The organism is Kitasatospora sp. NPDC004615 (assembly GCF_042873545.1).
In the GTDB taxonomy this organism is placed as follows: Bacteria; Actinomycetota; Actinomycetes; order Streptomycetales; family Streptomycetaceae; genus Kitasatospora.
Window position 1 is genome coordinate 37,824 of record NZ_JBIALQ010000010.1, and the last position, 25,089, is coordinate 62,912.

The following is a 25,089-nucleotide window of genomic DNA, read 5'->3' on the forward strand; positions in this document are numbered from 1 at the left end:
TCGGAAGAAAGTAGCAGACCCCATGCCGTTCGCCGAATCGCCCCAGCGGGAGTTCGCTGCCGCGACCGAGTGGGCGGCAGGCCGCACCCTCGACGCTCTCACCGGCGCCGAGGGCGCGGCTCTTCCCGCCCCCGCCGCACCGGAGCCGCAGGCCCTGCTGGCCGGAGTCCGGGTGCTCGGCCCGGACGTGTTCGCCCCCACCCTGCTCACCGGCGTCCCGACCCCGCCGGAGACCGCCGAGCTCGCCGCCCAGGCGTTCCGGCTGTTCCCCTCCGACGAGTCCGGGATCCACGTGTGGCGCGACCGGGCCACCGCCGAACTCCTCTCCCTCGCCGGCTACCCCGTCCTGGCCCCGCCCCCGCCCCCGCCGCCCGACCCGGGCGAGGACGGCTGGCAGCACTGGTCGGTGCGGATGGCGCAGCTGTCCTGCCTCGCTCTGCCGACCCTGGACGGCCCGGTGCACCGGCTCGCCCACGAACACCCGCTCGCACTCGCCCGCGGCGCCGCCCGCGCCGTGCTGCGCCGCGACCACCGCACCGCCGCCCGGCTGGTCCGCTGGCTGGCCTGGCTGCAGCACACCGGCACCCCGTCCGCGCTGGAACTACCGCCGCTGCTGCGGCAGTTGGCGCTGACCGGCGACGGCACCGCGCGCAGCGCCCTCGACCTGGCCGTCGCCCAGCACCTGGCCGCCGCATGAACCCGGCCGTGCTCGCCGACGCCCACCGGCTGGCCACCCGCTCGCTGGAGTGGCTGCACACCGCGCACGAGCAGGGCCTCGGCGCCCTGCCGCCCGACGGAGGGGCCGACCTCTCCGACCCCGACAACGCCTACAAGCCGATCGGCGAATGCGCCCTCGCCGCCTCCCTGGTACTGCGCGAGACCGTCTCCGGCCCGACCGAACGGGAACGTGCCCGGGTGCTGCTCGACTTCGGCTGGCAGCAACTGCGCCAGGGCGACCTGCTGTACGAACGGCAGTTCCGGCACATGCTGCTCAGCGACCCGCTGGAGACCTACCTGCACTTCCACCGGGCCGGCTACCGGCACCCGTCGCTGGACGAACTCCTGCGCGGCCTCGACGGGTTGCGCGCCACGCACGCCGTGGAGTCGATGCCGAACCGGCGCCTGGCCGTCGCCAACGCCCGGCACGTGATCGGACTGGAGAGCCGACCCGCCTGGGACGCGCTCGCCACCGCGACCTGGCTCGGCGCCCGGCCCGAACCCTGGGCGATCGACTGGATGACCGCCTACAGCGTCACCCACACCGTCTTCCACCTCACCGACTGGGGCGCTCTGCCCGACCGGTTGCCCGCGCCGCTGCGCGAGTACCTGGCCGCCTGGCTGCCCGTGTGGGCCGACATCTGGCAGGAGACCGGCCAGTGGGACCTGCTCGGCGAACTGCTGATCGTGGACGCCTGCCTGCCCGAGCCGGTCTGCGACCCGCGGAGCTGGGAGCACCTGCTCGCCGCCCAGCGCGAGGACGGCCTGCTGCCACGCGACCTGGACCCCGTCGACGAGGACCCGGCGCGCGCCTTCAAGGACAACGAACACACCGCCGTGGTCGGCGTGGTGGCCGGCACCCTCACCCTCGCCCGCGCCCTCCGGTGAACCCGCACCTCACGGCACTCGCCCGGACCGTACCGCGCGGGTCCGCCATCGCCCTCGCCACCGCCTCCCCCGACGACGGCGAACAACTGCTCTGCCACGGCCGAACGGACGGCCGCTCCAGCGAGCCGGTCACGCCGGACACCGGCTTCGAACTCGGGTCGGTCAGCAAGACGTTCACGGCCCTGCTGCTCGCCGAACTGGTCGCCCGGAACGACCTGAGCCTCCAGGACACCGTCACCGTCTCCGACACCCCGCTCACCCTCCTCCACCTCGCCACCCACACCTCCGGCCTCCCCCGCCTACCGCCCGGCCTGCGGCGCTCGGCACTGCCCTCCTGGTTCACCAACCCGTACGCGGCCTACTCCGCCGAGGACCTGGACCTGGCCATGACCCGAACTCGCCTGCGGCACAAGCCCGGTGACCGGGTGCACTACTCCAACTACGGCGTCGGCCTGCTCGGCCGGACCCTCGCCGAACGCACCGACAGCACCTACCCGGCGCTGCTCGCCGACCGCATCGCCGGACCGCTCGGACTCACCGGCACCGGCTGCGAGCCCGGCGCCGCCGTCGGCCACCTGCACGGACGTCCGCTCCCGCCCTGGGAGATCCCCGCCCTGCCGGGCGCCGGCGCCGTCCGCTCCACCGCCCGCGACCTGCTGCGCTACCTGACCCTCCACCTCGACCCGGCCGCCGCCCCGAGCACCTCGCTGGAAACCGCCCTCCACGACGTCCAGCAACCGCGCCTGGTCAAACCCCGCTCCACGGACCGCATCTGCCTGGTCTGGAACCTCCGCCCGACCCCCGACGGCGACGTCCTCTTCCACTCCGGCGGCACCCGCGGCTGCACGTCATTCATCGCCTTCTCCCCCCAACGCGGCACCGCCCTGGCCGCGTTGACCAACGCCGGCCCCCGGGTCGACGGCCGCTTCATCCAGACCGGCTACCGGCTCTTCCGCGCGCTCTGACGCAGAACGGGCCGCCGACGCTGGCTGCGTCGACGGCCCATCGAATGCTCTCAACCGGTCAGGCGGCGAACCAGCCGGTCAGGTCCGCGGTGACGTTCACGTTCCCGGTGGAGTTGTAGAACACCACCCGCCCGTCCACGACCGGGACCAGCACCTGGTGCGAAACCGTCTGGCCCGCCACGTAGTTGAGGCTGGAGGTACCAGGACGGTCGGTGCCGTGCGGGTAGGCGGTCAGGTAGCCGGTGGCGGTCGGGTCGGTGGCCGTGACGTTCAGCAGTACGGCGGTGGCGCCGTACGGCACGCCATCGACGCCGCCGACCTGGAAGCTGACGATGCCGCCCGCGCCAACGGTGCCCTGCCGGGCGCCGGTGCCGTCGCGGGTGTCGAGCAGGCGCAGCGGGGTGGCGGGGCTGAAGGTGCTGGTGCCGGTCGCCGAGTAGTAGCCGGTGACGTCGGCGACCAGGTCGACGGTGCCGGCGCTGTTGTGCAGGTCGACCTTGCCGTTCACCACGGGGACGGTCACCAGGTTGGAGACGGTCCGGCCGGGGGTGAAGTTGAGGTTCGACGTGCCGGGCAGCGGCTGCCCGTCGGCGTGGACGGTGATCCAGCCGGTCGCGGTCGGGGACACGGCCGTCACGTTCATGACCACGGCGGTGACGCCGTCGGCCGGGACGCCCTTGACGCCCGTCACCTGCACGGCAGCCGTCTGGCCCGCGCCGATGCGGGCCTTGGGCGCGCCGGTGCCGTCGCGGGTGTCGAGGAAGCGGGCGGGGGTGATCGGCGTGAGGGCGGAACCCTGGTCGGTGGCGTCGGTGTAGTAGCCGGCGAGGTCGGCGACCAGGTCGAGCGTCCCGGTGTCGTTGCGCAGGTCGATCTTGCCGTTGACCACGGGCACCGTCAGCTGGTTGGCGGTGGTGCGGTGGGCGGCGAAGGTCAGGCTCGGCACCGCGGACTGGCCGGCGGTGAGGTGTCCGTCCTCGCTGGGGTCGACGGCGGTCACGTTCAGCACGACGGAGGTGACGCCGGTGGCCGGGACGCCGTTGGCACCCGTCACCTGCGGGCTCGTCGTCCCACCCGCGCCGATGCGAGCCTTGGGCGCGCCGGTGCCGTCGCGGGTGTCCAGGAGGCGGGCCGAAGTGAGCGGCACGAACCGGGACTTGACGGGGGTGTCGGCCGCGGTGACCTCGAAGGCGTTCGGCACGTAGCCCGGCGAGGCCTGGCCCGGGGTGTAGCCCATGCCGTCGCGCAGCAGGTCGTACTTGCCGGGTGCCAGGTTCCTGGTGTCGACGAGCACGTTCAGCACGGTGCCGTCGGCGTTCACCGACTGCGGCCAGACCAGGCTGTTCGTGGAGCTCTGCGACAGCTTGATCTTGCTGCCCATCGTCAGGCCGGTGCCGCGGATCACGGCCGGCAGCAGGGTGCCGGCCCGGCCGGTCGCCGGGGCGATCGTCTGCGGCGTGCCGTAGTCGGGCCTCGTGCCTCCGGCCAGGCCCTGGAGGGTGTACTCGACCGGGGTCGGGGACTTGTCCGGGGTGACCATCAGCAGCGCCCGGCCGTCGGTGGAGCTCCAGTTCGTGCAGGCGCCGCCGAACTGGCCGTAGTTCTGGAAGCACTGGTAGCTGTTGTAGGAGTCGGTCCACTCGTTCGGGCCGGAGATCGCCAGCCACGGCGGCAGGAAGGACCCGGCGTTGCTGGTGGTGCCCGCGACGGTGATGCCCTGACCGGCCTTCAGGTCGATCACGCCGCAGTACGCGGTGTCGGTCTCGGTGAGCATGCCGCTGTGCTGCGGGAAGCCGTTCGCCGACAGCACGTTGCCGTTGCACTCGGGGGCCCAGCCGTCCGCCCCGCCGACCTTCCAGGCGTCGACGTTCGCGTGGACCGCCTTGCCCTGGTAACCGGACGCGACCACCAGGACCACGTACGAGGTCGAACCGGTCATCTTGCAGGAGACGCCCCACTGCCGGCACTGGACCTTGCCGTCGGCGTCCACCGCCATCAGCAGCGTGCCGGCCTCGTAGCGGTTGCCGGTGGTGCGGCTGGTCAGCCAGAACTTGTCGGTGGCCGCGCCGGTGATCCGCACGCAGCGGGCGTCCAGCGCCGAGGTGAAGTCGAACGGGGTGGACGGGCCGCCGACGGCGGTCGAGGAGCGGGTGGTGCACGGCGCGCTCGGCGAGATGTCCCGGCGCACCATCTTGTAGGTGTCCGTCTGGCCGCCGGCCAGCACCGCCGTGTACGAGGTGCCCGGGGTGAACCGGCAGGTGGTGGTGGAGCTGCCTTGCGTCGAGCAGACCGCGGCGCCGGTGCCGTCGGTGATGGACACGGACGCGTTCACCTGGTTCAGGTTGTTCGCGTAGTCCAGCATTTCGGCGGGCGCGTGCTGGTCGGCCGGGATGCTCAGGCAGCGCTGCGGGTCGGTCGCGTTCAGCGAGACCTCGGTGCCCCAGGAGCCGCCGTAGCCGGACTGCGGCCAGGCGGTGCAGCCCGCGTCGCTGTCGGTCCGGTGGACGATCAGCCCGTACGGCTTGCCGGCGCCGGCGGTGAGCACGGCCCGGAACGGGGCGGTGCCGGTCAGCTTGCAGGCCGCGTAGCCGTAGCCGCCGTTGTCGCACTGCTTGACGCCGCCCGCGTCGTCGATCTCGACGGTGGCCGCGGCTCCGTCGGTGGGCGGCCGGTTGAGCAGGTACAGGCCCTTGCCGGAGGCGGTCGGCAGGGTCAGGCAGCGGGCCTGCCCGGCGCTGTCGAAGGTGCCGGTGACGGCGCCGGAGGCGAAGCCGTCGTCGGGGGTGGCGGTGCAGCCGCGGGTCTCGGTCGCCGAGCGCAGCGTCATCCCGTAGGCGCCCACGTCACCGGAGTCGCCGTCCAGCACCCAGGTGTGGTCACCGGCGGTCAGCGTGCAGTCGGTGCTCTGGCAGCTGTCCGGGGTGCCGTCGGTGCGGAACAGCCGACCGCGCAGGTACGTCCCGGAGTTGTTCACCCAGCTGTACTGGTAGCGGCCGTCGGCGGCCACCCGCAGGGTGCGGCAGCGGGTGGTGGAGGTGAGGTCGGGGGCCTCGCCGTAGGCCTGCGGCTGGACGGTCGCGCAGCCCTCGGGCCGGGACAGCCGGGCGGCGGCGAAGGTGTAGTTGACCGCCTGGCCGGAGACCTGCTGGACCGTCGCCCGGTAGGGCGCGGTGCCGGTCAGCGCGCAGTCCAGGCCGCTGCTCGAGTTACCGGTGGTGTAGGAGTCGCAGATCCGCTTGCCGGTGCCGTCGTAGACGGTCCAGGTGGCCTGGTAGTTCGGCCCGTAGGTGCGCAGCAGGTCGCCCGGGGCGAGGTCGGTGGTGTAGCAGTCACCGACCGCGCCGGTGCCCAGCGAGCCGCTGAACGACTTCGCGGTGCCCAGCTTGCTGTCGTCGCCGGCCACCGTCTTGCACGCGCCGGTGGACAGCAGCGGCACGTAGGCGACGGAGATCGAGTTCGCCCCGTAGGCGTTGGTCAGGTTCAGGGTGTACGTGCCGGCCTGCCCGGTCGCGCAGCGGAACGCGCCGGAGGCGTAGGAGATCACGTTCTCGCAGGCGACGGTCGAGCCGTCGGGCGCGGTCAGCGTCCTGGTCAGGCTGTACTGCTGGGTGGCGAGCACCTGGAACAGGACCAGGTCGTGGTCCTGCGTCACGTTCAGCGTCGAACTCGCGGTGCCGGACCCGTCCATCGTGCAGGTGACGGGTGCCTTCGGGTCGAGCTCCGCCGGGCAGGCCCCGGTCGGGTCGGACTCCTGCAGCGCCTTCGCGGCCGCCTGGTGCTCGGCCTGCGGGTCCGGCTTCGGCGCGGCCTTCGGTTCGGCCTTCGCCTCCGGGCCCCCCGCGCGCGGCGCCTCGGCCGCGGGCTTGGCGGCGTCGGACGACCCGCCGGCCGCCGCGAAGGCGGTGCCGGACTGGGCGACCAGCGAGGTCAGCAGCAGCGCGCCCGCCGCGAACACACCGACGGCGCGTCGGTGCCTGCCGGACGACGGCAGCAATCTCATCGGAACCCCCCAAGGTTCGTCGCTCAACGCCCGTGCCGATCACCGACGTTCGAGCAGCCGGAGTCTAGGGCCGTGCACGCACCATCGCCACCACAATTCGGACACATTTCCGGACGGCCCGGCGGCATGCCGGCGCCCCCGCAGGCCCGAAGGGGCGGACGGGGGCACGGCCGCGCGAGGATGCGGCCGGGTGTCAGAACGGCTTGGTGGGGAGGTACTTGCCGTCGAGGGTGATGACGGCGCGCTCGCCGCCGTCGGGGTCGGCGACCTTCTTGACGTCGAGCTTGAAGTTGATGGCGGAGATGATGCCGTCGCCGAACTCCTCGTGGACGAGTGCCTTGAGGGTGGTGCCGTAGACCTGGAGCATCTCGTAGAAGCGGTACATGGTCGGGTCGGTGGGGATGCGGTTGGGCATCGAGCCGCGCACCGGGATGGTCTGGAGCAGCAGCGCGGCGTCCTCGTCGAGGCCGAGCAGCTCGGCGACCGCGTCGGCGGAGTCCTTCGGCAGCGGGTGCTGGCCGAGGACGGCGGCGGTGGTGAAGGCGACGGAGAGGCCGGAGGCGTCGGCGATCTGCTTCCAGGTGAGGTTCTTGCGGGTCTTGGCGTCGACGGCCTGGGCGGCGAGGGCCTCGCGGGCGGTCGGGGAGAACTGCGCGTGCACCATGAGGTTGCGCTCCTCTTGCGGGGGTGAAGGTGGTGTACCGGCCCGGTGGGCCGGCGAGATCCACCATGCATGACCTGCACCCATAGCGTCCAAGAGTTGCTGCCGATAGTTACGATAGATCGCATCTATATGGCGGCTCGCAGATGAGAAAGACAGGCGTCCTTTACCCCCGCCGTTCTGTGTATGGAGGAACCGTCACCTGCGGCCCCCCGCCGGTAAAGGGCAGGTCCAATCTCCTTGCCGCGCATTGCAGTTGACGGGACAGCATCACTAGCGTCGAACGCGGCTCACCAGTGCGATTTCCCCAGGTGCAGGAGCCGCGGCCCCCAGTCACGCCGTCAACTCCTGCCTGCCTGTCCGCCGTTGTGCTCCCGGTTCAGCGACCCCAGGAGGCCCTTCCTTGCGTACCCCCACCGCGCCGACCCTCATCGGTGCCGCCGCACTCGTCCTCTCCGCGTTCACCGGTCTCGCCGCCTCGCCGGCCGGCGCCCAGTCCATGCCCACCACCTACAGCAAGGGCGGAGTGTCCTGGGTGCGGGCGTGCGACGCGCTCGCCAAGGGCGACACCATGAGCTGCCACGCGCTGAAGGTCACCAACGCGACGCAGCACGTCAACGCGCTCGGCGTCACCCCGAACGCGACCCCGTCCGGCTACGGCCCGGCGGACCTGCTGAGTGCGTACAACCTCCCGGCGAACGGTGGTGCGGGCACCACCATCGCGATCGTCGACGCGTACAACGACCCGAACGCCGAGTCCGACATGGCGGTCTACCGGGCGCAGTACGGGCTGCCGGCCTGCACCACCGCGAACGGGTGCTTCAAGAAGGTCAACCAGACCGGCGGGACGAAGCTGCCGACGTCCAACTCCGGCTGGGCGGGCGAGATTTCGCTCGACCTGGACATGGTCTCGGCGATCGCGCCGAACGCGCACATCATCCTGGTCGAGGCCACCACCGCGACCATGACCAACCTGGGCACCGCGGTGAACACCGCGGTCTCGCTGGGCGCCAAGTACGTGTCCAACAGCTACGGCGGCGGCGAGTCCTCCTCCGACGCCTCGTACGACAGCACGTACTTCAACCACCCGGGCGTGGCCGTCACCGTCTCCTCCGGCGACAGCGCGTACGGCGCGCAGTACCCGGCCGCCTCGAAGTACGTCACGGCGGTCGGCGGCACCTCGCTGAACCGCAACTCCAGCACCCGCGGCTGGGGCGAGTCGGTCTGGTACACCAACTCCACCGAGGGCACCGGCTCCGGCTGCTCCGCCTACGACGCCAAGCCGAGCTGGCAGACGGACACCGGCTGCGCCAAGCGCACGATAGCCGACGTCTCGGCGGTCGCCGACCCGGCCACCGGCGTCGCGGTCTACCAGACGTACGGCGGCAGCGGCTGGGCGGTGTACGGCGGCACCAGCGCCTCGTCGCCGATCATCGCGAGCGTCTACGCGCTGGCCGGGACGCCGTCGGCGGGCTCCTACCCGTCCTCGTTCCCGTACGCGCACACCGGTTCGCTGTACGACGTCACCACCGGCTCCAACGGCAGCTGCTCGCCGAGCTACCTGTGCACCGCCACCACCGGCTACGACGGCCCGACCGGCCTCGGCACCCCGCACGGCACGGCGGCCTTCACCGGCTGACGCTCGGACAGACCCACCGACGGGCGGTGGCGCGCAGGGACTCCCCCTCTCCTGCGCGTCACCGCCCTTGTTCCGTTGTGGGTGCGGCCGTCAATGATCAGGACGAGGGGTCAGGACGCGGCGGGGCGGATCAGCCGGTCGTCGGGGATGACGGCGACGCCGAGGATCTCGATCATCGCCTCGGGCTGCCACAGCGCGGTGGTGCCGATGCCGGCCATCGCCGGGTAGACCGGCCCGGCGAGTTCGCGCCAGACCTCGCCGATCTGCTTGCCGTGTGCCTGGTAGTCGGGGATGTCGGTGAGGTAGAGCGTGATGCTCACCAGGTCCTCCGGCCGGCCGCCGGCCTCGGCGAGCGTGGCGAGCACGTTGCCGAAGGCCTGCCGGAACTGTTCGACGATGCCGCCGGGGACGATCCGCATGTCCCGGTCGAGGGCGGTCTGGCCGCCGAGGTGGAGGGTGTTGCCGCAGAGCGTGCCGTGCGAGTAGCCGCGCGGCTCGGGCAGCGACGCGGGGTTGACCGGGACGGGGGCCGAGTAGCTCGCCATGGAGGACTCCTGCGGGTCTGGTAACCGTCTGGTGCTGTCGGGTGTCTTCGGTGCGCGTCACCGTAGCAGCTATTGACAGTCTTGTGACGGTCGCAGAACCATTGAAACAACGCTCCCGGCACCGGGCGGCGTGCAGCGGTGCCGAAGTGGAGGTTCCTCCCATGCGTCTCGCAACGGTCACCCGCCCGGGCGGCGGCAGCAGTGCCGCGGTGCTCCGGGGTGAGGTCTGGCACGCGCTCCCGGCCCCCGATCTGTCGGCCTTCCTGCGCACCGGCGCCACGCCGCAGCCCGGTGAGCCGATCCCCGGCACCGGCGCCACGCCGCAGCCCGGCGAGCCGATCCCCGGCGCCGTCCCCGTGCTGCCGCTGCCCACGCCGGGCAAGGTGCTCTGCTGCGGGCTGAACTACGCCGAGCACATCCGCGAGATGGGACGTGAACTCCCGTCCCACCCCACGCTGTTCGCGAAGTTCGCGGACACGCTGGCCGGGCCGCAGGACGACCTGGTGCTGCCGCGCGGCCTCCAGCTGGACTGGGAGGCCGAGCTCGCGGTGGTGGTCGGCGCCACGCTGCGCCGCGCCGACCGGGCGGCGGCGCTGGCCGGGATCGCGGGCTACACGGTGGCGAACGACGTCTCGGTGCGGGACTGGCAGAACCGGACGGCGCAGTGGCTCCAGGGCAAGGCCTGGGACGGATCCTGCCCGGTCGGCCCGGTCGTGGTCACCCCGGACGAGGTGGACCCGGCGGCCGGACTGGAGGTGGTCTGCCGGGTCAACGGCGAACAGGTGCAGCGCGACAGCACCAAGACGCTGGTCTTCGACGCCGCCGACCTGCTGGCCTACATCTCCACGTTCACCGTGCTGCGCCCGGGCGACCTGGTCCTCACCGGAACGCCCGGCGGCGTCGGCGCCGCCCGCGACCCGCAGCGTTTCCTGGCCGACGGCGACGTGCTGGAGACGTCGATCTCCGGCATCGGCACCCTGCGCAACACGGTGCGCCTCACCGACTGACCCCGCACCACCGTCGTACACAGCACGGCCGACGATCCAGCAGAGCGAACTCTCTCGAACCGACCCTCAACGACGAGGAGCTTCCCATGGACCCCACCCCCGGCAACTCCCCCGACTACAGCTCGTACCTGCTGGAGGGCGACAACTCGGTGTACGCCACCGAGAGCGGCCTGGTGGTCCCGGTGGTGACCAGGGCGGGCAACGAGCCCGCCGACACCGGGCAGTCGGCGGGCGCCACCCGGATCTCCGGCGTCAGCATCCAGCACACCCCGGCGAAGCGGCTGTGGTTCGGCAAGGTCGGCAACGAGCCCGGCTACCGGTCGGTGCCGCACCACCACGGCGAGGCGGAGACCGGCGGCTACGTGCTGTCGGGCCGGGGCCGGATCTACTTCGGCGCGAAGTTCGCCGACTACGTCGATCTCGCCGAGGGCGACTGGGTGTTCGTCCCGCCGTTCATGCCGCACGTGGAGTGCAACCTCGACCGCAACCGCCCGCTGACCTGGATGACCACCCGCACCCCGGAGAACATCGTGGTCAACCTGCCCGAGGTGCCGGACGCGGAGCTCCCCGACTGGCTGGAGCGGCCCTGATGGCCGACACCACCTCGGAGTTCTTCGCCGCGGCCGTCGCCCTGGAGCCCGTCGCACCCGAGCACTTCGACCTCGCGTTCACCGCCGTCACCCAGCCCTGTCCGTGGCCGAAGGCGTACGGCGGCGACCTGGTCGCCCAGGCGGCGGCCGCGGCGATGCGCTCGGTCGGGGACGGCAAGGTGCTGCACTCGATGCACTCGTACTTCATGCGCCCGGCCGAGATCGGCGAACCGGTGCGCCACGAGGTCGAGTTGCTGCGCGACGGCCGCGGCTACGCGACCCGGCAGGTGCGCGCCTACCAGCGGGGCAAGGCGCTGTACGTGTGCCTGGCCAACTTCGCGGCGGGCGAGCCCGGCGGCAGCTTCGCCGCCGCGCCGCCCGGTGCCCTTCCCGACCCCGATGAACTGCCCGGCTCCGCCGCCTACTTGGCCGACCGCGAGGGCGGCACCATGACGGAGGCGTCCAAGGAGTACTGGTCGGCAGGGCGCAGCTTCGACCTGCGGCACGTGCCGGGCCCGGTGTACCTGGACGTCGAGGGCGGGCGGGCGCCGCACCAGGCGGTCTGGGTGCGGCCGTTCGACGCGCTGCGGCCGGTGGAGGGGCTGAACGACGCGCAGCGGGACGCGGCGGCGCTGGCTTACGTGTGCGACTACACGATCCTGGAGCCGGTGCTGCGGGTGCTGGGCCTGGGATGGGCGCGGCCGGGGCTGGTCACGGCGAGCCTGGACCATGCGATGTGGTTCCACCGCCCGCCGCGCCCGGGGGTGTTGGACGGCTGGCTGCTGTACGCGCAGCAGGCGGTGGCGGCGGAGTCCGGCCGGGGTCTCGGCGAGGGCCGGTTCTTCACGCCGGACGGTGTGCATCTGGCGACGGTGCTCCAGGAGGGCATGATCCGGGCGGGGGACGGCAGATGACGGAGTCCGGTTTCCGTGACACGTTCGCGCGCGACCACCTGCCGCCGGCCGGGCAGTGGCCGGTGCTGGAGTTCACCACCGAGTCGCTGCACTACCCCGAACGCCTGAACGCCGCAGTGGAGTTGCTGGACCGTCAGGTCGCCGCGCTGGGCCCGGACCGGCCGGCGCTGCGCACGCCGGGCGGGGAGGTGTGGACGTACGGCGAGTTGCAGCTGCGGTCGGCGCAGGTGGCGCAGGTGCTGACCGAGGATCTGGGCCTGGTGCCGGGCAACCGGGTGCTGCTGCGTTCGCCGAACAATCCGTGGGCGGTGGCGGCCTGGCTGGGTGTGCTGCGGGCGGGCGGGATCGCGGTGGCCACCATGGCGGCCTTGCGGGCACGGGAGTTGGGGCCGATCGTCGCGAAGACCCGGCCGGTGCTGGCGCTGGTGGACCACCGCTTCTTGGACGAGGTGCGGGGCCTCCCGGAGCTCACGGTGGTGCCGGTCGGCGGCAGCGCCAAGGACGACCTGGTGCAGCGGGCGGCGGGCAAGGAGGGCCGGTTCGCAGCGGTGGACACGGCGGCGGACGACGTGGCGCTGTTCGGGCCGACCTCCGGGACCACGGGCGTCCCGAAGGTCACCGTGCACTTCCACCGCGATCTGCTGTCGATCGACAACACCTTCGGCACCTCCACCCTGCGGCTGCGCCCGGACGACCTGGTGGCCTGCACGGCGCCGCTGGCGTTCACCTTCGGCCTGGGCATGCTGGTGGTGTTCCCGCTGCGGGCGGGCGCGTGCGCGTTCCTGACCGAGTCGGCGACGCCGGCGCAGCTGGCCGAGCTGGTGGCCGAGCACGGGGTGACGGTGCTGGCGACGGCGCCGACCGCGTACCGGCAGATCGTCAAGTCCGGTCTGACGCATCGGATTTCATCTCTGCGCGTGGCGGTGAGCGCGGGTGAGCACATCCCGCTGGAGGTGTGGGAGCAGCTGCGGGCGGAGACCGGTCTGCGGGTGGTGGACGGCATCGGCGCGACGGAGTTGCTGCACATCTTCATCTCGGCCGCGGGTGACGAGATCCGCCCGGGTGCGACGGGCCGGCCGGTGCCGGGGTTCCGGGCGACGGTGCTCGGCCCGGACGGCGAGGAGCTCGGCCCGGGCGAGGAGGGGCGGCTGGCGGTGATCGGCCCGGTGGGCTGCCGCTACCTGGACGACGAGCGCCAGGCCGACTATGTGCTCAACGGCTGGAACGTCACCGGCGACACCTTCGTCCGCGACGAGGACGGCTACTTCTGGTACCGGGCGCGCAGCGACAACATGATCGTCTCGTCCGGCTACAACATCGCCGGGCCCGAGGTGGAGGCCGCCGTGGACACCCATCCGGACGTGGTGGAGTCGGCGGTGGTGGCCGCGCCCGACGCCGAACGCGGCTCGGTGGTCTGCGCGTTCGTGGTGCTGCGGCCGGGCGCGGCGGCGGACCCGGCGACGGCCCGCAGCATCCAGGACCACGTGAAGCGGCAGCTCGCGCCGTACAAGTACCCGCGCGAGGTGCGGTTCGTCGAGGCGCTGCCGCGCAATCCGAGCGGCAAGCTCCAGCATTTCCGGCTGCGCAAAATGGTGGAGGGCACGGCATGAGGATCGCGGTGGTCGGCGGCGGCCCGGGCGGGCTGTACTTCGCCGCGCTGATGAAGCAGTTGGACCCCTCGCACCGGGTGACGGTGTGGGAGCGCAACGCCCCCGAGGACACCTTCGGCTTCGGCGTGGTGTTCTCCGACGAGACGCTGACCGGCATCGCGGGCGCGGACGAGGTGGTGCACGCCGCGATGGAGCGCGGCTTCGCCCGCTGGACGGACATCGACGTCGACTTCAACGGCCACCGGTTCACCGTCGGCGGGCAGGGGTTCGCCGCGATGGGACGCAAGGACCTGCTGGAGATCCTCCAGCGGCGCGCCGCGGAGCTCGGCGTGCGCGTCCACTACCGCACCCCGGCGCCGGGCGTCGAGGAACTGCGGGCCACCCACGATCTGGTGCTGGCGGCGGACGGTGTGCACTCCGCCGTACGGACCTCGCTCGCCGAGGCGTTCCGCCCGTCGCTGGACAGCCGGCACAACAAGTACATCTGGCTCGGCACCGACCTGGTCTTCGAGGCGTTCCAGTTCTTCGTCAAGCAGACGGAGTGGGGCACCATGCAGATCCACGGCTACCCGTACTCGGCGACGGGCTCGACGTTCATCGTGGAAATGCACGAGGAGGTGTGGCGGCGGGCCGGCTTCGACCGCACCGCCGGGCAGGAGTTCGGGCCGGGCGAGTCCGACGACGACGCGGTCTCCCGGATCGCGGAGATCTTCGCCGAGGAGCTGAAGGGCCACCAGGTCCTCACCAACAAGTCGCGCTGGCTGAACTTCACCACCGTCCGCAACGAGCGCTGGTACGACGGCAACGTGGTGCTGCTCGGCGACGCCGCGCACACCGCGCACTTCTCGATCGGCTCCGGCACCAAGCTCGCCATGGAGGACGCCCTGGCGCTGGCGGCCTGCCTGCACGAACGGGCAACCGTTCCCGAGGCGTTGGCCGCGTACCAGGAGGAGCGCCGGCCGGTGGTCGAATCGACCCAGCGGGCCGCGCAGGCCTCGCTGGAATGGTTCGAGAACATCGGCATGTACGCCGACCAGGAGCCCGCCCAGTTCGTCTTCAACCTGCTGACCCGCTCGCGCCGGATCACCTTCGAGAACCTGAAGGAACGCGACGCGGAGTTCGCCGCGTTGGTGGAGGGCGACTTCGCCCGGCAGCAGGGGCTGGCGGCGGCGCCGGCCATGTTCCAGCCGGTGCGGATCGGCGAGTTGGAGCTGAACAACCGCGTCATCGTCTCGCCGATGGACATGTACTCCGCGGTGGACGGCGTGCCCGGCGACTTCCACCTGGTGCACCTGGGTTCGAAGGCGCTCGGCGGCGCGGGCCTGGTGATGAGCGAGATGGTCTGCGTCTCCCCCGAGGGCCGGATCACGCCCGGCTGCGCGGGCCTGTGGAACGACGCGCAGCGCGACGCCTGGCATCGCGCCACCTCCTTCGTGCACCAGCACAGTTCGGCGAAGATCGGCCTCCAGCTCGGCCACTCGGGCCGCAAGGGCTCGACCCGGCTGATGTGGGACGGTATCGACGAGCCGCTCCCCGACGGCAACTGGGAGGTGATCGGGCCGTCGGCGCTGCCGTACGGGCCCGGCTGCCACGTACCGCGCGAAGCGACCCGCGCCGACCTCGACCGGGTGCTCGCCGACTTCGAGGCGGCAGCGCGGCGCGGGGTGGAGGCGGGCTTCGACCTGATCGAGGTGCACGCCGCGCACGGCTACCTGCTGTCCTCCTTCCTCTCCCCCGTCGCCAACCGCCGCACCGACGCGTACGGCGGCAGCCTGCCCCGGCGCCTGCGTTTCCCGCTGGAGGTGTTCGACGCCGTCCGGCGGGCCGTGCCGGAGCGGATCCCGGTGACGGTGCGCATCTCGGCGACCGACTGGCTGCCGGACGGCACCACCGAGGAGGACGCGGTGGAGATCGCCCGGGCCTTCGTCGAGCACGGCGCGGCCGCGATCGACGTCTCCTCCGGGCAGGTCGCCAGGAACGAGAAACCGGCCTACGGGCGCTCCTACCAGACGCCGTTCGCCGACCGGATCCGCCACCGGGTGGCCGCCCCGGCGGGGGTGCAGGTGATCGCGGTGGGCGCGATCTCCTCCTGGGACGACGTCAACTCGATCCTGCTGGCCGGCCGCGCCGACCTGTGCGCACTGGGCCGCACCCACCTGTACGACCCGCAGTGGACGCTGCACGCGGCGGCCGAACAGGACTACCGCGGCGCGGGCGCCGACTGGCCGGTGCAGTGGCGGGCCGGACGCCGCCGCCCGCCCACCGCGCGCACCGACCGCGTCCCGCCCCGGCTGTCGCTGCTGCGCGACGGCGCCCCCGCCACCGTGCACCTGCGGTGGACGCCGGACCGGATCGGGGCTCCCGCGTGAGGGCCCGGGGTGCGGTCCGATCATCGGTTCGACGTCCGTCATACTCACTGGGATGAGCGAGACACTCGGCGGGACGAGCGGGGCACTCGGCGGGACGGCCGAGCCCACGGACGACGCCCGGCCCACCGCGGCACGCCGTTCCCGCACCGTGCTGGTCACCTTCCTCGGCGCCGTCGTCCGCAAGCTGGGCAACTGGATGCCGATCGCCGGCACCGTCGAACTGCTCACCCAGGCCGGCCTGGACGCCTCCAGCGTCCGCACCGCGGTCTTCCGGCTCAAGCAGCGCGGCTGGCTGGAGGCCCAGACCCGCTCCGGCGTCCGCGGATACGCACTGACGCCCGCCGCACTGGAGGCACTGGCCGCCGGCGACGAGGTGATCTGGCACGCCCGGCAGCCCGCCGACCTCGCCGACGGCTGGTGCCTCGTCAACTTCTCCGTCCCCGAGTCCGCCCGCGCCAGACGCCACCAACTGACCGCGCACCTGGCCGCGCTCGGCTTCGGCAACATCGGCGCGGCGGTGTGGATCGCCCCCGCCCGCATGCTCCCCGCCGCCGGACGCGCCATCGACGAACTCGGCCTGACCGACCAGTGCGCCCTCTTCACCGGCGACCACGTCGGCGGGCAGGACCTCGCCGCGATGGTCCGCAAGGGCTGGGACCTGGACGAAATCGACCGCCGCTACCGGGAGTTCCTCACCGACCGCACCGCCGAGGCCGACCGCCTGGCCGCGACCGCGTTCGTGGACAGCCGGGACGCCTTCACCGGCTACCTGTCCGTGGTCGACGACTGGCGCAAACTCCCCTTCCGCGACCCGGGCCTGCCCCCGCAGGTCCTGCCCCCCGACTGGTCCGGCCCCGCCGCCGTCCACCTCTTCGAACAACTCGTCGCCGCCCTCGAGGGCCGCGCCCTCGCCCACGCCGCGCCGTACTGGTCGCCCCGTTAGGCCGTTTTTCTGTTCACCGGTCGTCAGATGGCCGGCTCGTCCCAGTCGATCCGGTGCCGGAGCGGCCGGGAGAGCTTCTCCTGGTTCATCAGCTTCATGGCGACCGGCATCAGCGCGTCGCGCAGTACCCGTCCGACCGGGCCGGCCGCCTTGTTGCTGTTGGTGCGCTCGGCCTGCTTGATGATCTGCTCGACCCGCGGGCGGCGCAGTTCCTGGTACCGGTCGAGTGCCTGGGGAAGGGTCAAGTCCCGTAGGCAGCGGGCGAGTTCCACCGAGCTCTCGATCGCCAGTGAGGCACCCTGGCCGGAGCTGGAGGACGGGGCGTGGGCCGCGTCCCCGGTCAGCACCATCCGGCCGCGGCTCCAGTGCGGCACCCGGGGCATGTTCTCCATCGGGCCGGTCATCAGCAGCTCGGCCGGATCGGTGCGCCGGATCAGGTCCAGCGCCGGGGTGCGGTCGTCGGCGCAGGCCTCGGCCAGCACCTCGAGCCACCGCACGGCTCCGCGGGAGACCGCCTCGGCCTGCGTGAGTGGCTCCGGGTGCGGCAGGTTGACGAACCAGACGGCGTTGCCGCCGATCACCTGCAACCCGAAGAAGGCCCGCTTGCCGAAGGTCATGAACATCTTCCCGCCGGTGTCCGGCACCAGGCCGGCCTCGGCGCTGACGGCGCCGAAGCCCTGCAGCCCGGCGTAACGCGGCTGCGGGGCGGCCGGGTCGATCAGCGTGCGCACGGTGGAACGGATCCCGTCGGCGCCGACCAGCAACTCACCGGTGGCGGTGGTGCCGTCGGCGAACCCGGCGGTGACGGTGCCCTCGCCCTCCTCGACTCCGGTCAGCCGCTTGCCGTGCTCGATCCGGATGCCCCGGCGGCGGGCCTCGCCGTAGAGCGCCCGGTAGAGGTCACTGCGCATGACCAGCCGGGTGGGCTCCAACGTGCCGGGGCTGCCGATCTCGGCGAGCCGCCGGCCGTTCCAGCTCTGCAGCACGATCGCGTTCATCGGGTCGCCGAGCCGCCGGACCAGGTCACCGACGCCGATCACGTCCAGCGCGGCGAGCCCGTTGGGCGCCAGGCCGAGGGCGGCGCCGACGCCTTCGGCGGTGCCCTCGTAGGCCTCGTACACGGTGGCCTCGATGCCCGCCTGCTGCAGGGCCATCGCGGTGACCGGGCCGGCCAGGCCGCCGCCGATGACCAGGGCGGTGGTGATCTTCGTTGCCATGTCCTCGCGCTCCTTCGGGGTGGAAGCTCCCCTTCGTCGGGTCCGACTCTCTGTCGGCTCACCATAGTTGCACTGCCACTAGTTCCAGAGCAACTAGTTCCACCGGGAGTAGTATCCGGATCATGAGTACTGCTCCCAAGAGCTCGCCGATCCAGCTCACCGTGCTGTCGCTGCTGCACTTCAAGCCGCTGCACCCGTACGGGATGCAGCGGCTGCTCAAGGAGTGGGGCAAGGACCAGGTGGTCAACGTCGGCCAGCGCACCAGCCTCTACCGCGCGATCGACCGGCTACTGGGGGCCGGGCTGATCGCCGTCCGCGAGACCGGGCGCGACCAGCAGTACCCGGAGCGCACCGTCTACGAGATCACCGACGCCGGCCGTGCGACCACCCGCACCTGGCTGCTGGAGATGCTGCGCGAACCCAGACTCGAGTTCCCCGAGTTCCCGGTCGCCCTTTCCAACCTGATGCTGCTCACCCCGGACGAGATCGAGCAGGCCCTCACCGCCCGCCTCACCGCGGTGCGCGCCGGCCAGGCCGCCCACGAACGTTCACTCGCCGAGACGGCGGCGCTCGGCGTCCCCCGGGTCGCGATGCTGGAGAACGAGTACACCCGCACCCTCGCCGCAGCCGAGGGCGACTGGCTGGAGTCCGTCCTCGCCGACCTCCGCTCCGGCCACCTCACCTGGAGCGCCGAGGAACTGATCGCGGTGGCGCGGGCCAGTGACGCCCAGGCGCCGCAGTAACGACGACACGCCCGGACCGACAAGCAGACGATCCGAACGAAACGCGGCCTAGCCGGCGGGCAGTTCCTCGGCGGGCAGCCGGCCGGCCTTGACGGCGTCGACCAGCGCCTGGTGGTCGCGTTCGTTCTGGTCCGCGTACGCCTCGGCGAACGACACCAGCGCGTGGTCGAACACGTCCTTCTTGCCCAGGTACGCGGCGATGGCGATCCGGTCGCCGGAGCGGGCGTGGGCCCGGGCCAGAGTGAATCCGCAGACCTCGCCGAAGACCTGCATGCCGGACGGCACCAGGTCCTCGGCGACCACGATGCCCTTCCAGTCGCGCAGTTGGCGGATGTAGAAGTCGCGCTGCCGGTCGTCGAGGCCCCGCACCCGCTCCCAGCCGAGGAAGATGTCGCTGGCGGCCTGCATCAGTCGCTGGCCGGCCACCACCCGCTCGCCCTGGTTGTGGTACTCGCTGGCGCCGACGTGGGCGGCCAGCACGGACGGGCCGGCCTCCTTGGCCTGGAGGAACAGCGGGTCCTGGCCGTCCCGGCCGAGCATCAGGAAGATCCAGCAGCGGGTGCCGACGCTGCCGACGCCGACCACTTTGCGGGCCACGTCCACCAGCCGGTAGTCGGCCAGCAGGGTACGCCGGTCGGAGCTGAGGGTGCTGCCGTAGCGTTCGACCAGACTACGGAACTCCCGTTCCAGCGCGGCACGTTGCATCTCCGGCAGCAGTTCGTCGATGGGCATCAGCAGCGGCGGGTCGGGGGCGATCCGGACCTCACCGTCGATCACCCGGGTGAGTTTGCCGAAGACCTGGAGGCTGTCCCGGGTGCGGGCCTTGGCCATGCTGCGGGCCAGCATCGTCCGGCCGCGCTTGTGGAGGCGTCCGGTGGCCAGGGCCTGGAGCTGGGCGGAGTCCATCCGGGTGTACCAGAGGTCGAGGTTGCCCAGGGCGGCGAAGCGGATCATCGACTCGCGGTACGACCGGACGGTGGCCCGCACGATGTCGGCCCGCACCCCGTCGTCGAAATCGTTGGCCCGCCCGGCGATCACCAGGCTGGCCGCCAGCCGCTTGACGTCCCACTCCCAGGGGCCGGGCAGCGTCTCGTCGAAGTCGTTGATGTCAAACAGGAGCTGACGCTCCGGCGAGGCCAGCAGCCGGAAGTTCAGCATGTGGGCGTCGCCGCACAGCTGGGCCCGGATACCGGAATCCGGCGAGCCCGCCAGGTCCGAGGCCATGATCGCGGCGGCGCCCCGGTAGAACCGGAACGGCGACTCCATCATCCGGGCGTAGCGGATCGGCACCAGCTCGGGCAGCCGGACCGCCGACTGCGCCTTCAGGATCTTCAACGGATCCGGCCGGTCCTTCGCCGCCCGGAACTCCGCATGACTCGAACGCGGGGCACGCCGCCGGGCCTCCCGCCCGAGCGCCGCCCGCTCCTCGGGCGTCGCGTTCGGCACGGCCCGGATCGCCGTGGTCGATTCCTGGTCCATCCGAGGCCTCCTCGCGCCCACCCCACCCATCTCCGGCGCCCGGCGGACGCCCACCTCCGATCATCTCGGCACCGGGCCGATCCGGCCTGTCGGATCAACGGCGGCCTCGGCCGGCCAGGCGGCCGCGCAGAGTGCGGTGACCAGCTCCTCCTGGTAGCGCGCGGCAGCGAGCCAGGCCGCGGCGAAGCCCAGGTGATCGGCGCTGCGCAGACGGCCGAACACATCACGCTCCCGATCCGCCGCCGCCGCGTGCAGCGCGACCAGCAACTGCTCTGCGGTGCCGAGACCCACCGCCCGCAGCCCGCGCCCTTCCGCGGCGGCCTGCGCGGAGCGTCCGGCCAGCGCCCGGCGGCCGCCGGTGACGGCCTGTTCGAGCGGGCGGGTCAGCAGGTGGAGGGGCGGTTGCGGGGGGAACGCGGCGGCAGGCGGCGCTTCGGCGCGGCCCGGCGGCAGGTCGGCGTGTTGAAGGCGTTCCAGGCCCAGGCTGACGCGGTTGCGGTGCGCGGGCGGCAGAGTGAGCGGCGGGCCGGGGCGTCCCGGGGCGGGGGCGGCGGCCAGCAGGCGCAGGCGCGGGTGGGTGGCGCGCTCCAGGCGGCCGATCACGCGCAGCGGCAGGCCGGGTACGGAGGCGAGTGCCGCGAGGTTGGCGGCGAAGGCGAGTCGCGGGTGGTCGTGGGCGGGCAGCAGCGCCACCGCCGTCCCCGCGCACTCGGCGAGCAGTTGCGGGCCGGGCGAACCGGGGACGGCGCCGGGGCCGAGCACGGTGACGTCGAGGAACAGCAGGTCCGACCCGGCGGGCCGCCGCTCGTGCGGGGTGCGTCCGGCGGTCAGGGCGCGGGCGATCTGGGCGGGCACCGGTTCCGCCCAGAGCCGGGCGACGGGCTCCTCGTCCCAGTCGGCCCCGGCGGCGCGCACGGCCCGGACCTGCGCGCCCGCGCCGAGGCGCCCGGACTCGGTCCGGGTCGCGCCCTGGACGACCAGCCCGGCGCGGGCGAGGTCGCGGTGCGACAGCGCCGCGTCCCCCAGCCGGACCGGCCGGCCGGCCGCCGCCCCCGCGAGTTGCGCGGCTTCGGCCGGATCGGCGTGCGGGGTGACGTCGGAGACGGTGGCGAGCTTCCCGTCGGCGTCCACCACCCAGACCGTCACACCGGCGTGCGTGGCCGACACCACCGGCTCGGCGAACAGCCCGTACAGGCGCAGCGAGCCGACCTCCCGGTACGTCTGCCGGGCCGCTCCGCGCAGCTCCCCGGGCGTCGACACGGTGGTGGTGGCGCCGAGCAGTTCGCGATGGGCGGTGGCCAGGTCGGCGAGCCGGTGGCCGGGCTCGGCGGCCCGGGCGGCGCGCAGCCGGGTGACCACGGTGGTGGCCAGCGCGGCCGGCCGGTGCAGGCCGAGCAGCCGGGCCTGGTGGGCGGTGCGCAGCAGTTCCGCCTGCAGGATGCTGCCGGCGCCGCTGATGCCGGCGGCCAAGGTGTCGGCCGCGACCCGGCGCAGGCGGTCGACGGCTTCGGCCTCGGCGGGGGTGAGCGGCTCGTCCGGCGGCGGGGCGTCGACTCCCGTGTCCGGCACGGGTTCCGAAGGCGTTGGCACCGGTTCGTCGGCTACGGGCGCGGCCGTGACGGCGGCGGCGCGGTGCAGGCAGTCGGGGGCGAGCAGGCAGCCGCACCGGACGTCGTCGGCCGTACGGACGGTGCCGCCGAGGGCGTGCAGGACCAGCACGGTCTCGTCGTCGATCCGCAGCGTCCAGTCGTCGCCGGTCCGCTCGATCGGGCGGTCGGCGAGTTTGGCGGCCGCGCCGTCGAGCCGCTTCTGGAGGCGCGCCGACAGGGCCGACACCACCTCCGCGATCACCTCGGCGGCCACCGCGGGCCATCGGGTGTCTGTCATCGAATCTTCTCCCCCACCCAGCGGGCCAGTTCCAGCGGGCTGAGCGCCGCCATCGGCATGCCCGCGGCGACGAGTTGTTCGGCGACGGCCACCGAGTACCGCGGCTTTCCGGTGTCGTCGAGGGCGGCGCAGCCGAGCAGCTGGCAGCCGGCGCCTACCAGCGCCCGGGTCTCCGTCAGGAGCCCGCCGAGCGGGTAGCCCTCCTCGAAGTCGCTCACCACCGCGATCAGCGTGCGGGACGGCACGGTGACCAGCTCGCGGGCGTACCGCAGGCCCGCCGCGATGTGCGTCCCGCCGCCGACGCGGACCTCCAGGAGCAGCCCCAGCGGGTCGTCGACCCGTCCGCTCAGATCGACGACGTCGGTCGAGAAGGCCACGAAATGCGCGGTCAGGGACGGGACCCCGGCCAGGATCGACGCGGTCAGCGCGGCCCAGACGGTGGACGCCTCCATCGACCCGGACACGTCCACGACGAGGATCAGCCGCCAGTCGTTGGCCTGGGTGGCCCTGGTCCGGAAGACCGGCCGTTCGGGCACGATCACGGTGCTTCCGTCGGCGCCGGGACGGGCGGTGGCGAGGTTGGCCCGGATCGTCCGGTCGAGGTCGAGCGGGCCGCCGCGACGGCGGCTCGGCCGGGGCAGGGTGAGTCCGGTCAGCGCGGGGCGGAGGGTGCTCGCCAGCTCGCGCGACAGTTCCTCCACCAGCCGCCGGACCAGCGGGCGCAGGGCGGCAAGGCGCGCTTCGGGCAGGCCGCCCGCGTGCTGGAGCACCGTGCGCAGCAGCTCGACCGAGGGGCGGACGGCCTCTGGGGCGAGCGCCTCCAGCACATCGGTACGGCCCGCGCCGGCCGCGGCGGCGAGCACCTCCTCGCGGATGCCCGGCCCGAACAGGGCCACCAGTTCCTCCGACCACTCCCGGACGCCCGGGTACGGGGCTTCCCGGCCACCGCGCCGGTCACCGGTCGGGCCGGGCGCGGAACCCTCGCCCCGGCCGGTGCCGTACAGCTCGTCGAGCGCGGCAGCGAGTCGCGCGGACCGGCCGGTCGGGGCCGGGCCGCTGCCCGGGCGTCCGAGTACCAGCCGCCATCGGTCGGCGGGCGGGAGGGTCGTTCCGGGGGTTCCGGTCGGGCGTGTTGGCTCGTCGGGCGCGTGAAGCTCTTCGGGAGAGCCCGCACCTTCGACCAGTAGGCCGCCGGCTTCGAGCAATTGACGAACCGTCAGATCGGCCCGCGCCCAGGTGGCGAGGGTGGCCGGGTCGAGCTCGGTCGGCAGGGTGTCGACCCGGGCGCCGAGGCGTTCCTCGACGACGGCGAGCAGCCGGTCTCGGGCGGCCGGGCTGAGTGTGTCGAACCCGCCGCGCAGGGCGGGCAATCGGTCCAGGAAGGCTTCGTCGGAGAGCTCGGTGACGCGGGCCAGCAGGGGTTCGAGCGCGGCCGGGGCGGCGGTGAGCAGCCCCTCGGCCGCGGTGAGCAGCCCGCCGAGAGACCGGCTGAGTGCCGCCCGGCCCGCCGGGGCGGAGGCGGCGTCCACCCAGGAGGCGACCCGCCCGCCGAACTCGGCGGGCTCCTGGTGGCCGAGCAGCACCCGGGTCGCGCCGGCGGCGCCGCGGATCAGCGGCGAGCCGTCGTCGGCGAGGCGGCGGAGGGTGTGGCCGAGCCGGATGCCGCCGTCGGCGTCGGCCCGGCGGGCGAACTCCACCAGGGCGCGGGCGTCGGCGAAGTCGTCGGAACCGGCCAGGCCCTCGAGTCCCCTCACCGCGGCGGCGGTGAGCAATTCGGCGGCCTCGGCGGCCTGGCCGAGCAGCGGCGCGACCGCCTCGCGGCCGGCCAGGTGCCCGGCGGCGAACCGGTCGAGCAGGGCGAGCCCGTCGAGCAGTTCGGCGAGGGACGCCACCGCCGGTACCTCCTCGGCGAGTTGGCCGAGCCGGGCGGCCGTCAGCGCGGGCAGGGCGCACCCGGCGGCGGCGGCGAGACCGTCGATGGTCTGCCGGGCCGTCGAGCCGCCCGCCTCCCGTTCGCGCCGCAAGCGCTCGCGCAGCGCACCGTCGGCGGCCTGACCGGGCGTCACCCCGCGCACTCCCGCAACGGTGAGCATCGCGGCAACGGCGGGCGTCCACTGCACCCGCCACCGCGACCCGACCGCGTCGGTGCCGCCCGCACCGGTCACGGCGACCGGTTCGCCGTACGGCACGCCGCACACTTCCAGACGGCGCAGCAGCAGTTCGCGGCGGGCGTCGAGGGACGAGCGGTGCGGGTCGAGCCGGAGATCGCGCGCGGAGGGCTCGGCTGCGTCGGGCAGGCCGAGTTCGACGAGCAGCGCCTCGACGGCCGGTCCGAGACCGCTGCGGGGCGCGGCCGGGGTCGGACGACCGATGCGGCTGCCGACCAGCACCTCCTCGAGCGCCCGGGCAACAGCCCGACCGCGCCCGAGCGGTTCCCCCTGCGCGAGGGCGGTCTGCACCGCCTCGATCAACTCCCCCCGCCCCGGCGCCGGAAGCCCGCGCAGCCGGGCCAGGTCTCCCGCCAGCCGCACCACCTCCCGCGCATCGGCGGGCCCGGCAGGGTGCCCCTGGCCACGCAGCGCGTCGCAGATCCGGACCGCGGTGCGGGTGAGCTCCGCGGCAAGCCGGTCCGGGTCTCCGCCGGCGGCCAGCACGGTGTGCTGCCACTCCGGGTCGCGAATCCCGGCGGGGTAGCCGGAGCGGGCGTCGAGCAGCGGGTACGTGTAGGGGACGAGCGAGATGACGTACGACTCCGGCCCGCCGGCCGACGCAGGCGCAGTCTCCAACGACGGCACGGTCGCGACGGGCTGTGCCTGGGCAGTCGCCGGTACCGGGGCAGCCGCCGAAGGGGCGGTCGCCGCCGGTACCGCGCCAGCCGCCGAAGGAGCGGTCGCCGCCGGTACCGCGCCAGCCGC

At 73.3% G+C, this 25,089-nt stretch carries 18 protein-coding genes; 11 read left to right on the forward strand and 7 right to left on the reverse strand.

What is annotated here, in order from left to right:
- Positions 1-22 precede the first annotated feature (22 nt).
- Genes ACFYS8_RS29785 through ACFYS8_RS29795 form a run of 3 tightly spaced genes read left to right on the forward strand, consistent with a single transcriptional unit; the run spans position 23 to position 2,570 of the window.
- The gene (locus ACFYS8_RS29785) at positions 23-697 is read left to right on the forward strand and encodes a hypothetical protein (protein WP_387646776.1); all 675 of its coding nucleotides are present in this window, start codon (positions 23-25) and stop codon (positions 695-697) included.
- A complete protein-coding gene (locus ACFYS8_RS29790; protein ID WP_387646779.1) occupies positions 694-1,605 on the forward strand; it encodes a DUF6895 family protein in 912 nt (303 codons plus the stop codon). Before ACFYS8_RS29785 ends, ACFYS8_RS29790 begins: the two co-directional genes overlap by 4 nt.
- Positions 1,602-2,570 carry a serine hydrolase domain-containing protein gene (locus ACFYS8_RS29795; RefSeq protein ID WP_387646782.1) on the forward strand — a complete coding sequence of 323 codons (969 nt, stop codon included), beginning with the start codon at positions 1,602-1,604 and terminating at the stop codon, positions 2,568-2,570. Before ACFYS8_RS29790 ends, ACFYS8_RS29795 begins: the two co-directional genes overlap by 4 nt.
- Before the next feature lie 58 nt (positions 2,571-2,628).
- Here the strand turns inward: ACFYS8_RS29795 and ACFYS8_RS29800 are convergent, their stop codons facing one another.
- Both ACFYS8_RS29800 and cynS read right to left on the reverse strand, forming a co-directional pair.
- Complete coding sequence (locus tag ACFYS8_RS29800; protein WP_387646784.1) at positions 2,629-6,570, reverse strand: hypothetical protein; 3,942 nt, start codon at positions 6,568-6,570, stop codon at positions 2,629-2,631.
- Positions 6,571-6,763: 193 nt separating this feature from the next.
- Positions 6,764-7,234, reverse strand: coding sequence for a cyanase (gene cynS, locus ACFYS8_RS29805; RefSeq protein WP_387646787.1), 471 nt, complete (start codon positions 7,232-7,234; stop codon positions 6,764-6,766).
- A gap of 400 nt (positions 7,235-7,634) precedes the next feature.
- Between cynS and ACFYS8_RS29810 the strand changes: the two genes are divergently transcribed.
- Entirely contained in the window at positions 7,635-8,870 is a 1,236-nt protein-coding gene (locus tag ACFYS8_RS29810) for a peptidase S8 (RefSeq protein ID WP_387646788.1), read from the forward strand.
- Positions 8,871-8,980: 110 nt separating this feature from the next.
- On the opposite strand, the gene ACFYS8_RS29815 is transcribed toward ACFYS8_RS29810, so the two are convergent.
- Positions 8,981-9,415 carry a RidA family protein gene (locus ACFYS8_RS29815; protein WP_387646791.1) on the reverse strand — a complete coding sequence of 145 codons (435 nt, stop codon included), beginning with the start codon at positions 9,413-9,415 and terminating at the stop codon, positions 8,981-8,983.
- 161 nt (positions 9,416-9,576) lie between these two features.
- Between ACFYS8_RS29815 and ACFYS8_RS29820 the strand changes: the two genes are divergently transcribed.
- From ACFYS8_RS29820 to ACFYS8_RS29845, 6 genes are all read left to right on the forward strand, one after another.
- Complete coding sequence (locus tag ACFYS8_RS29820) at positions 9,577-10,422, forward strand: fumarylacetoacetate hydrolase family protein (protein WP_387646793.1); 846 nt, start codon at positions 9,577-9,579, stop codon at positions 10,420-10,422.
- A gap of 86 nt (positions 10,423-10,508) precedes the next feature.
- A complete protein-coding gene (locus ACFYS8_RS29825; protein ID WP_387646796.1) occupies positions 10,509-11,012 on the forward strand; it encodes a cupin domain-containing protein in 504 nt (167 codons plus the stop codon).
- Positions 11,012-11,926: an acyl-CoA thioesterase gene (locus ACFYS8_RS29830; protein ID WP_387646798.1), complete on the forward strand. Its 915-nt coding sequence runs from the start codon at positions 11,012-11,014 to the stop codon at positions 11,924-11,926. Before ACFYS8_RS29825 ends, ACFYS8_RS29830 begins: the two co-directional genes overlap by 1 nt.
- Positions 11,923-13,536: an AMP-binding protein gene (locus ACFYS8_RS29835; RefSeq protein WP_387646800.1), complete on the forward strand. Its 1,614-nt coding sequence runs from the start codon at positions 11,923-11,925 to the stop codon at positions 13,534-13,536. The genes ACFYS8_RS29830 and ACFYS8_RS29835 overlap by 4 nt, the downstream gene beginning before the upstream one ends.
- Positions 13,533-15,905, forward strand: a complete 2,373-nt coding sequence (locus tag ACFYS8_RS29840; RefSeq protein ID WP_387646803.1) for a bifunctional salicylyl-CoA 5-hydroxylase/oxidoreductase — start codon at positions 13,533-13,535, stop codon at positions 15,903-15,905. Before ACFYS8_RS29835 ends, ACFYS8_RS29840 begins: the two co-directional genes overlap by 4 nt.
- 52 nt (positions 15,906-15,957) lie before the next feature.
- Positions 15,958-16,848, forward strand: coding sequence for a PaaX family transcriptional regulator C-terminal domain-containing protein (locus ACFYS8_RS29845; protein ID WP_387646805.1), 891 nt, complete (start codon positions 15,958-15,960; stop codon positions 16,846-16,848).
- Between the two features lie 23 nt (positions 16,849-16,871).
- Here ACFYS8_RS29845 and ACFYS8_RS29850 read toward each other — a convergent pair whose 3' ends face one another.
- On the reverse strand, positions 16,872-18,065 hold the full coding sequence (locus ACFYS8_RS29850) for an FAD-dependent oxidoreductase (protein WP_387646808.1): 1,194 nt from the start codon (positions 18,063-18,065) through the stop codon (positions 16,872-16,874).
- 122 nt (positions 18,066-18,187) lie between these two features.
- Between ACFYS8_RS29850 and ACFYS8_RS29855 the strand changes: the two genes are divergently transcribed.
- The gene (locus ACFYS8_RS29855; protein ID WP_387646810.1) at positions 18,188-18,808 is read left to right on the forward strand and encodes a PadR family transcriptional regulator; all 621 of its coding nucleotides are present in this window, start codon (positions 18,188-18,190) and stop codon (positions 18,806-18,808) included.
- Between the two features lie 48 nt (positions 18,809-18,856).
- Here the strand turns inward: ACFYS8_RS29855 and ACFYS8_RS29860 are convergent, their stop codons facing one another.
- The 3 genes from ACFYS8_RS29860 to ACFYS8_RS29870 form a co-directional block, all read right to left on the reverse strand.
- A complete protein-coding gene (locus ACFYS8_RS29860) occupies positions 18,857-20,287 on the reverse strand; it encodes a DUF2252 domain-containing protein (RefSeq protein ID WP_387646813.1) in 1,431 nt (476 codons plus the stop codon).
- 60 nt (positions 20,288-20,347) lie between these two features.
- On the reverse strand, positions 20,348-22,174 hold the full coding sequence (locus ACFYS8_RS29865) for a hypothetical protein (protein ID WP_387646815.1): 1,827 nt from the start codon (positions 22,172-22,174) through the stop codon (positions 20,348-20,350).
- Positions 22,171-25,089, reverse strand: a 2,919-nt coding sequence (locus tag ACFYS8_RS29870) for a DUF5682 family protein (RefSeq protein ID WP_387646817.1), incomplete at its 5' end; no start/stop codon positions are given. The genes ACFYS8_RS29865 and ACFYS8_RS29870, both read right to left, overlap by 4 nt.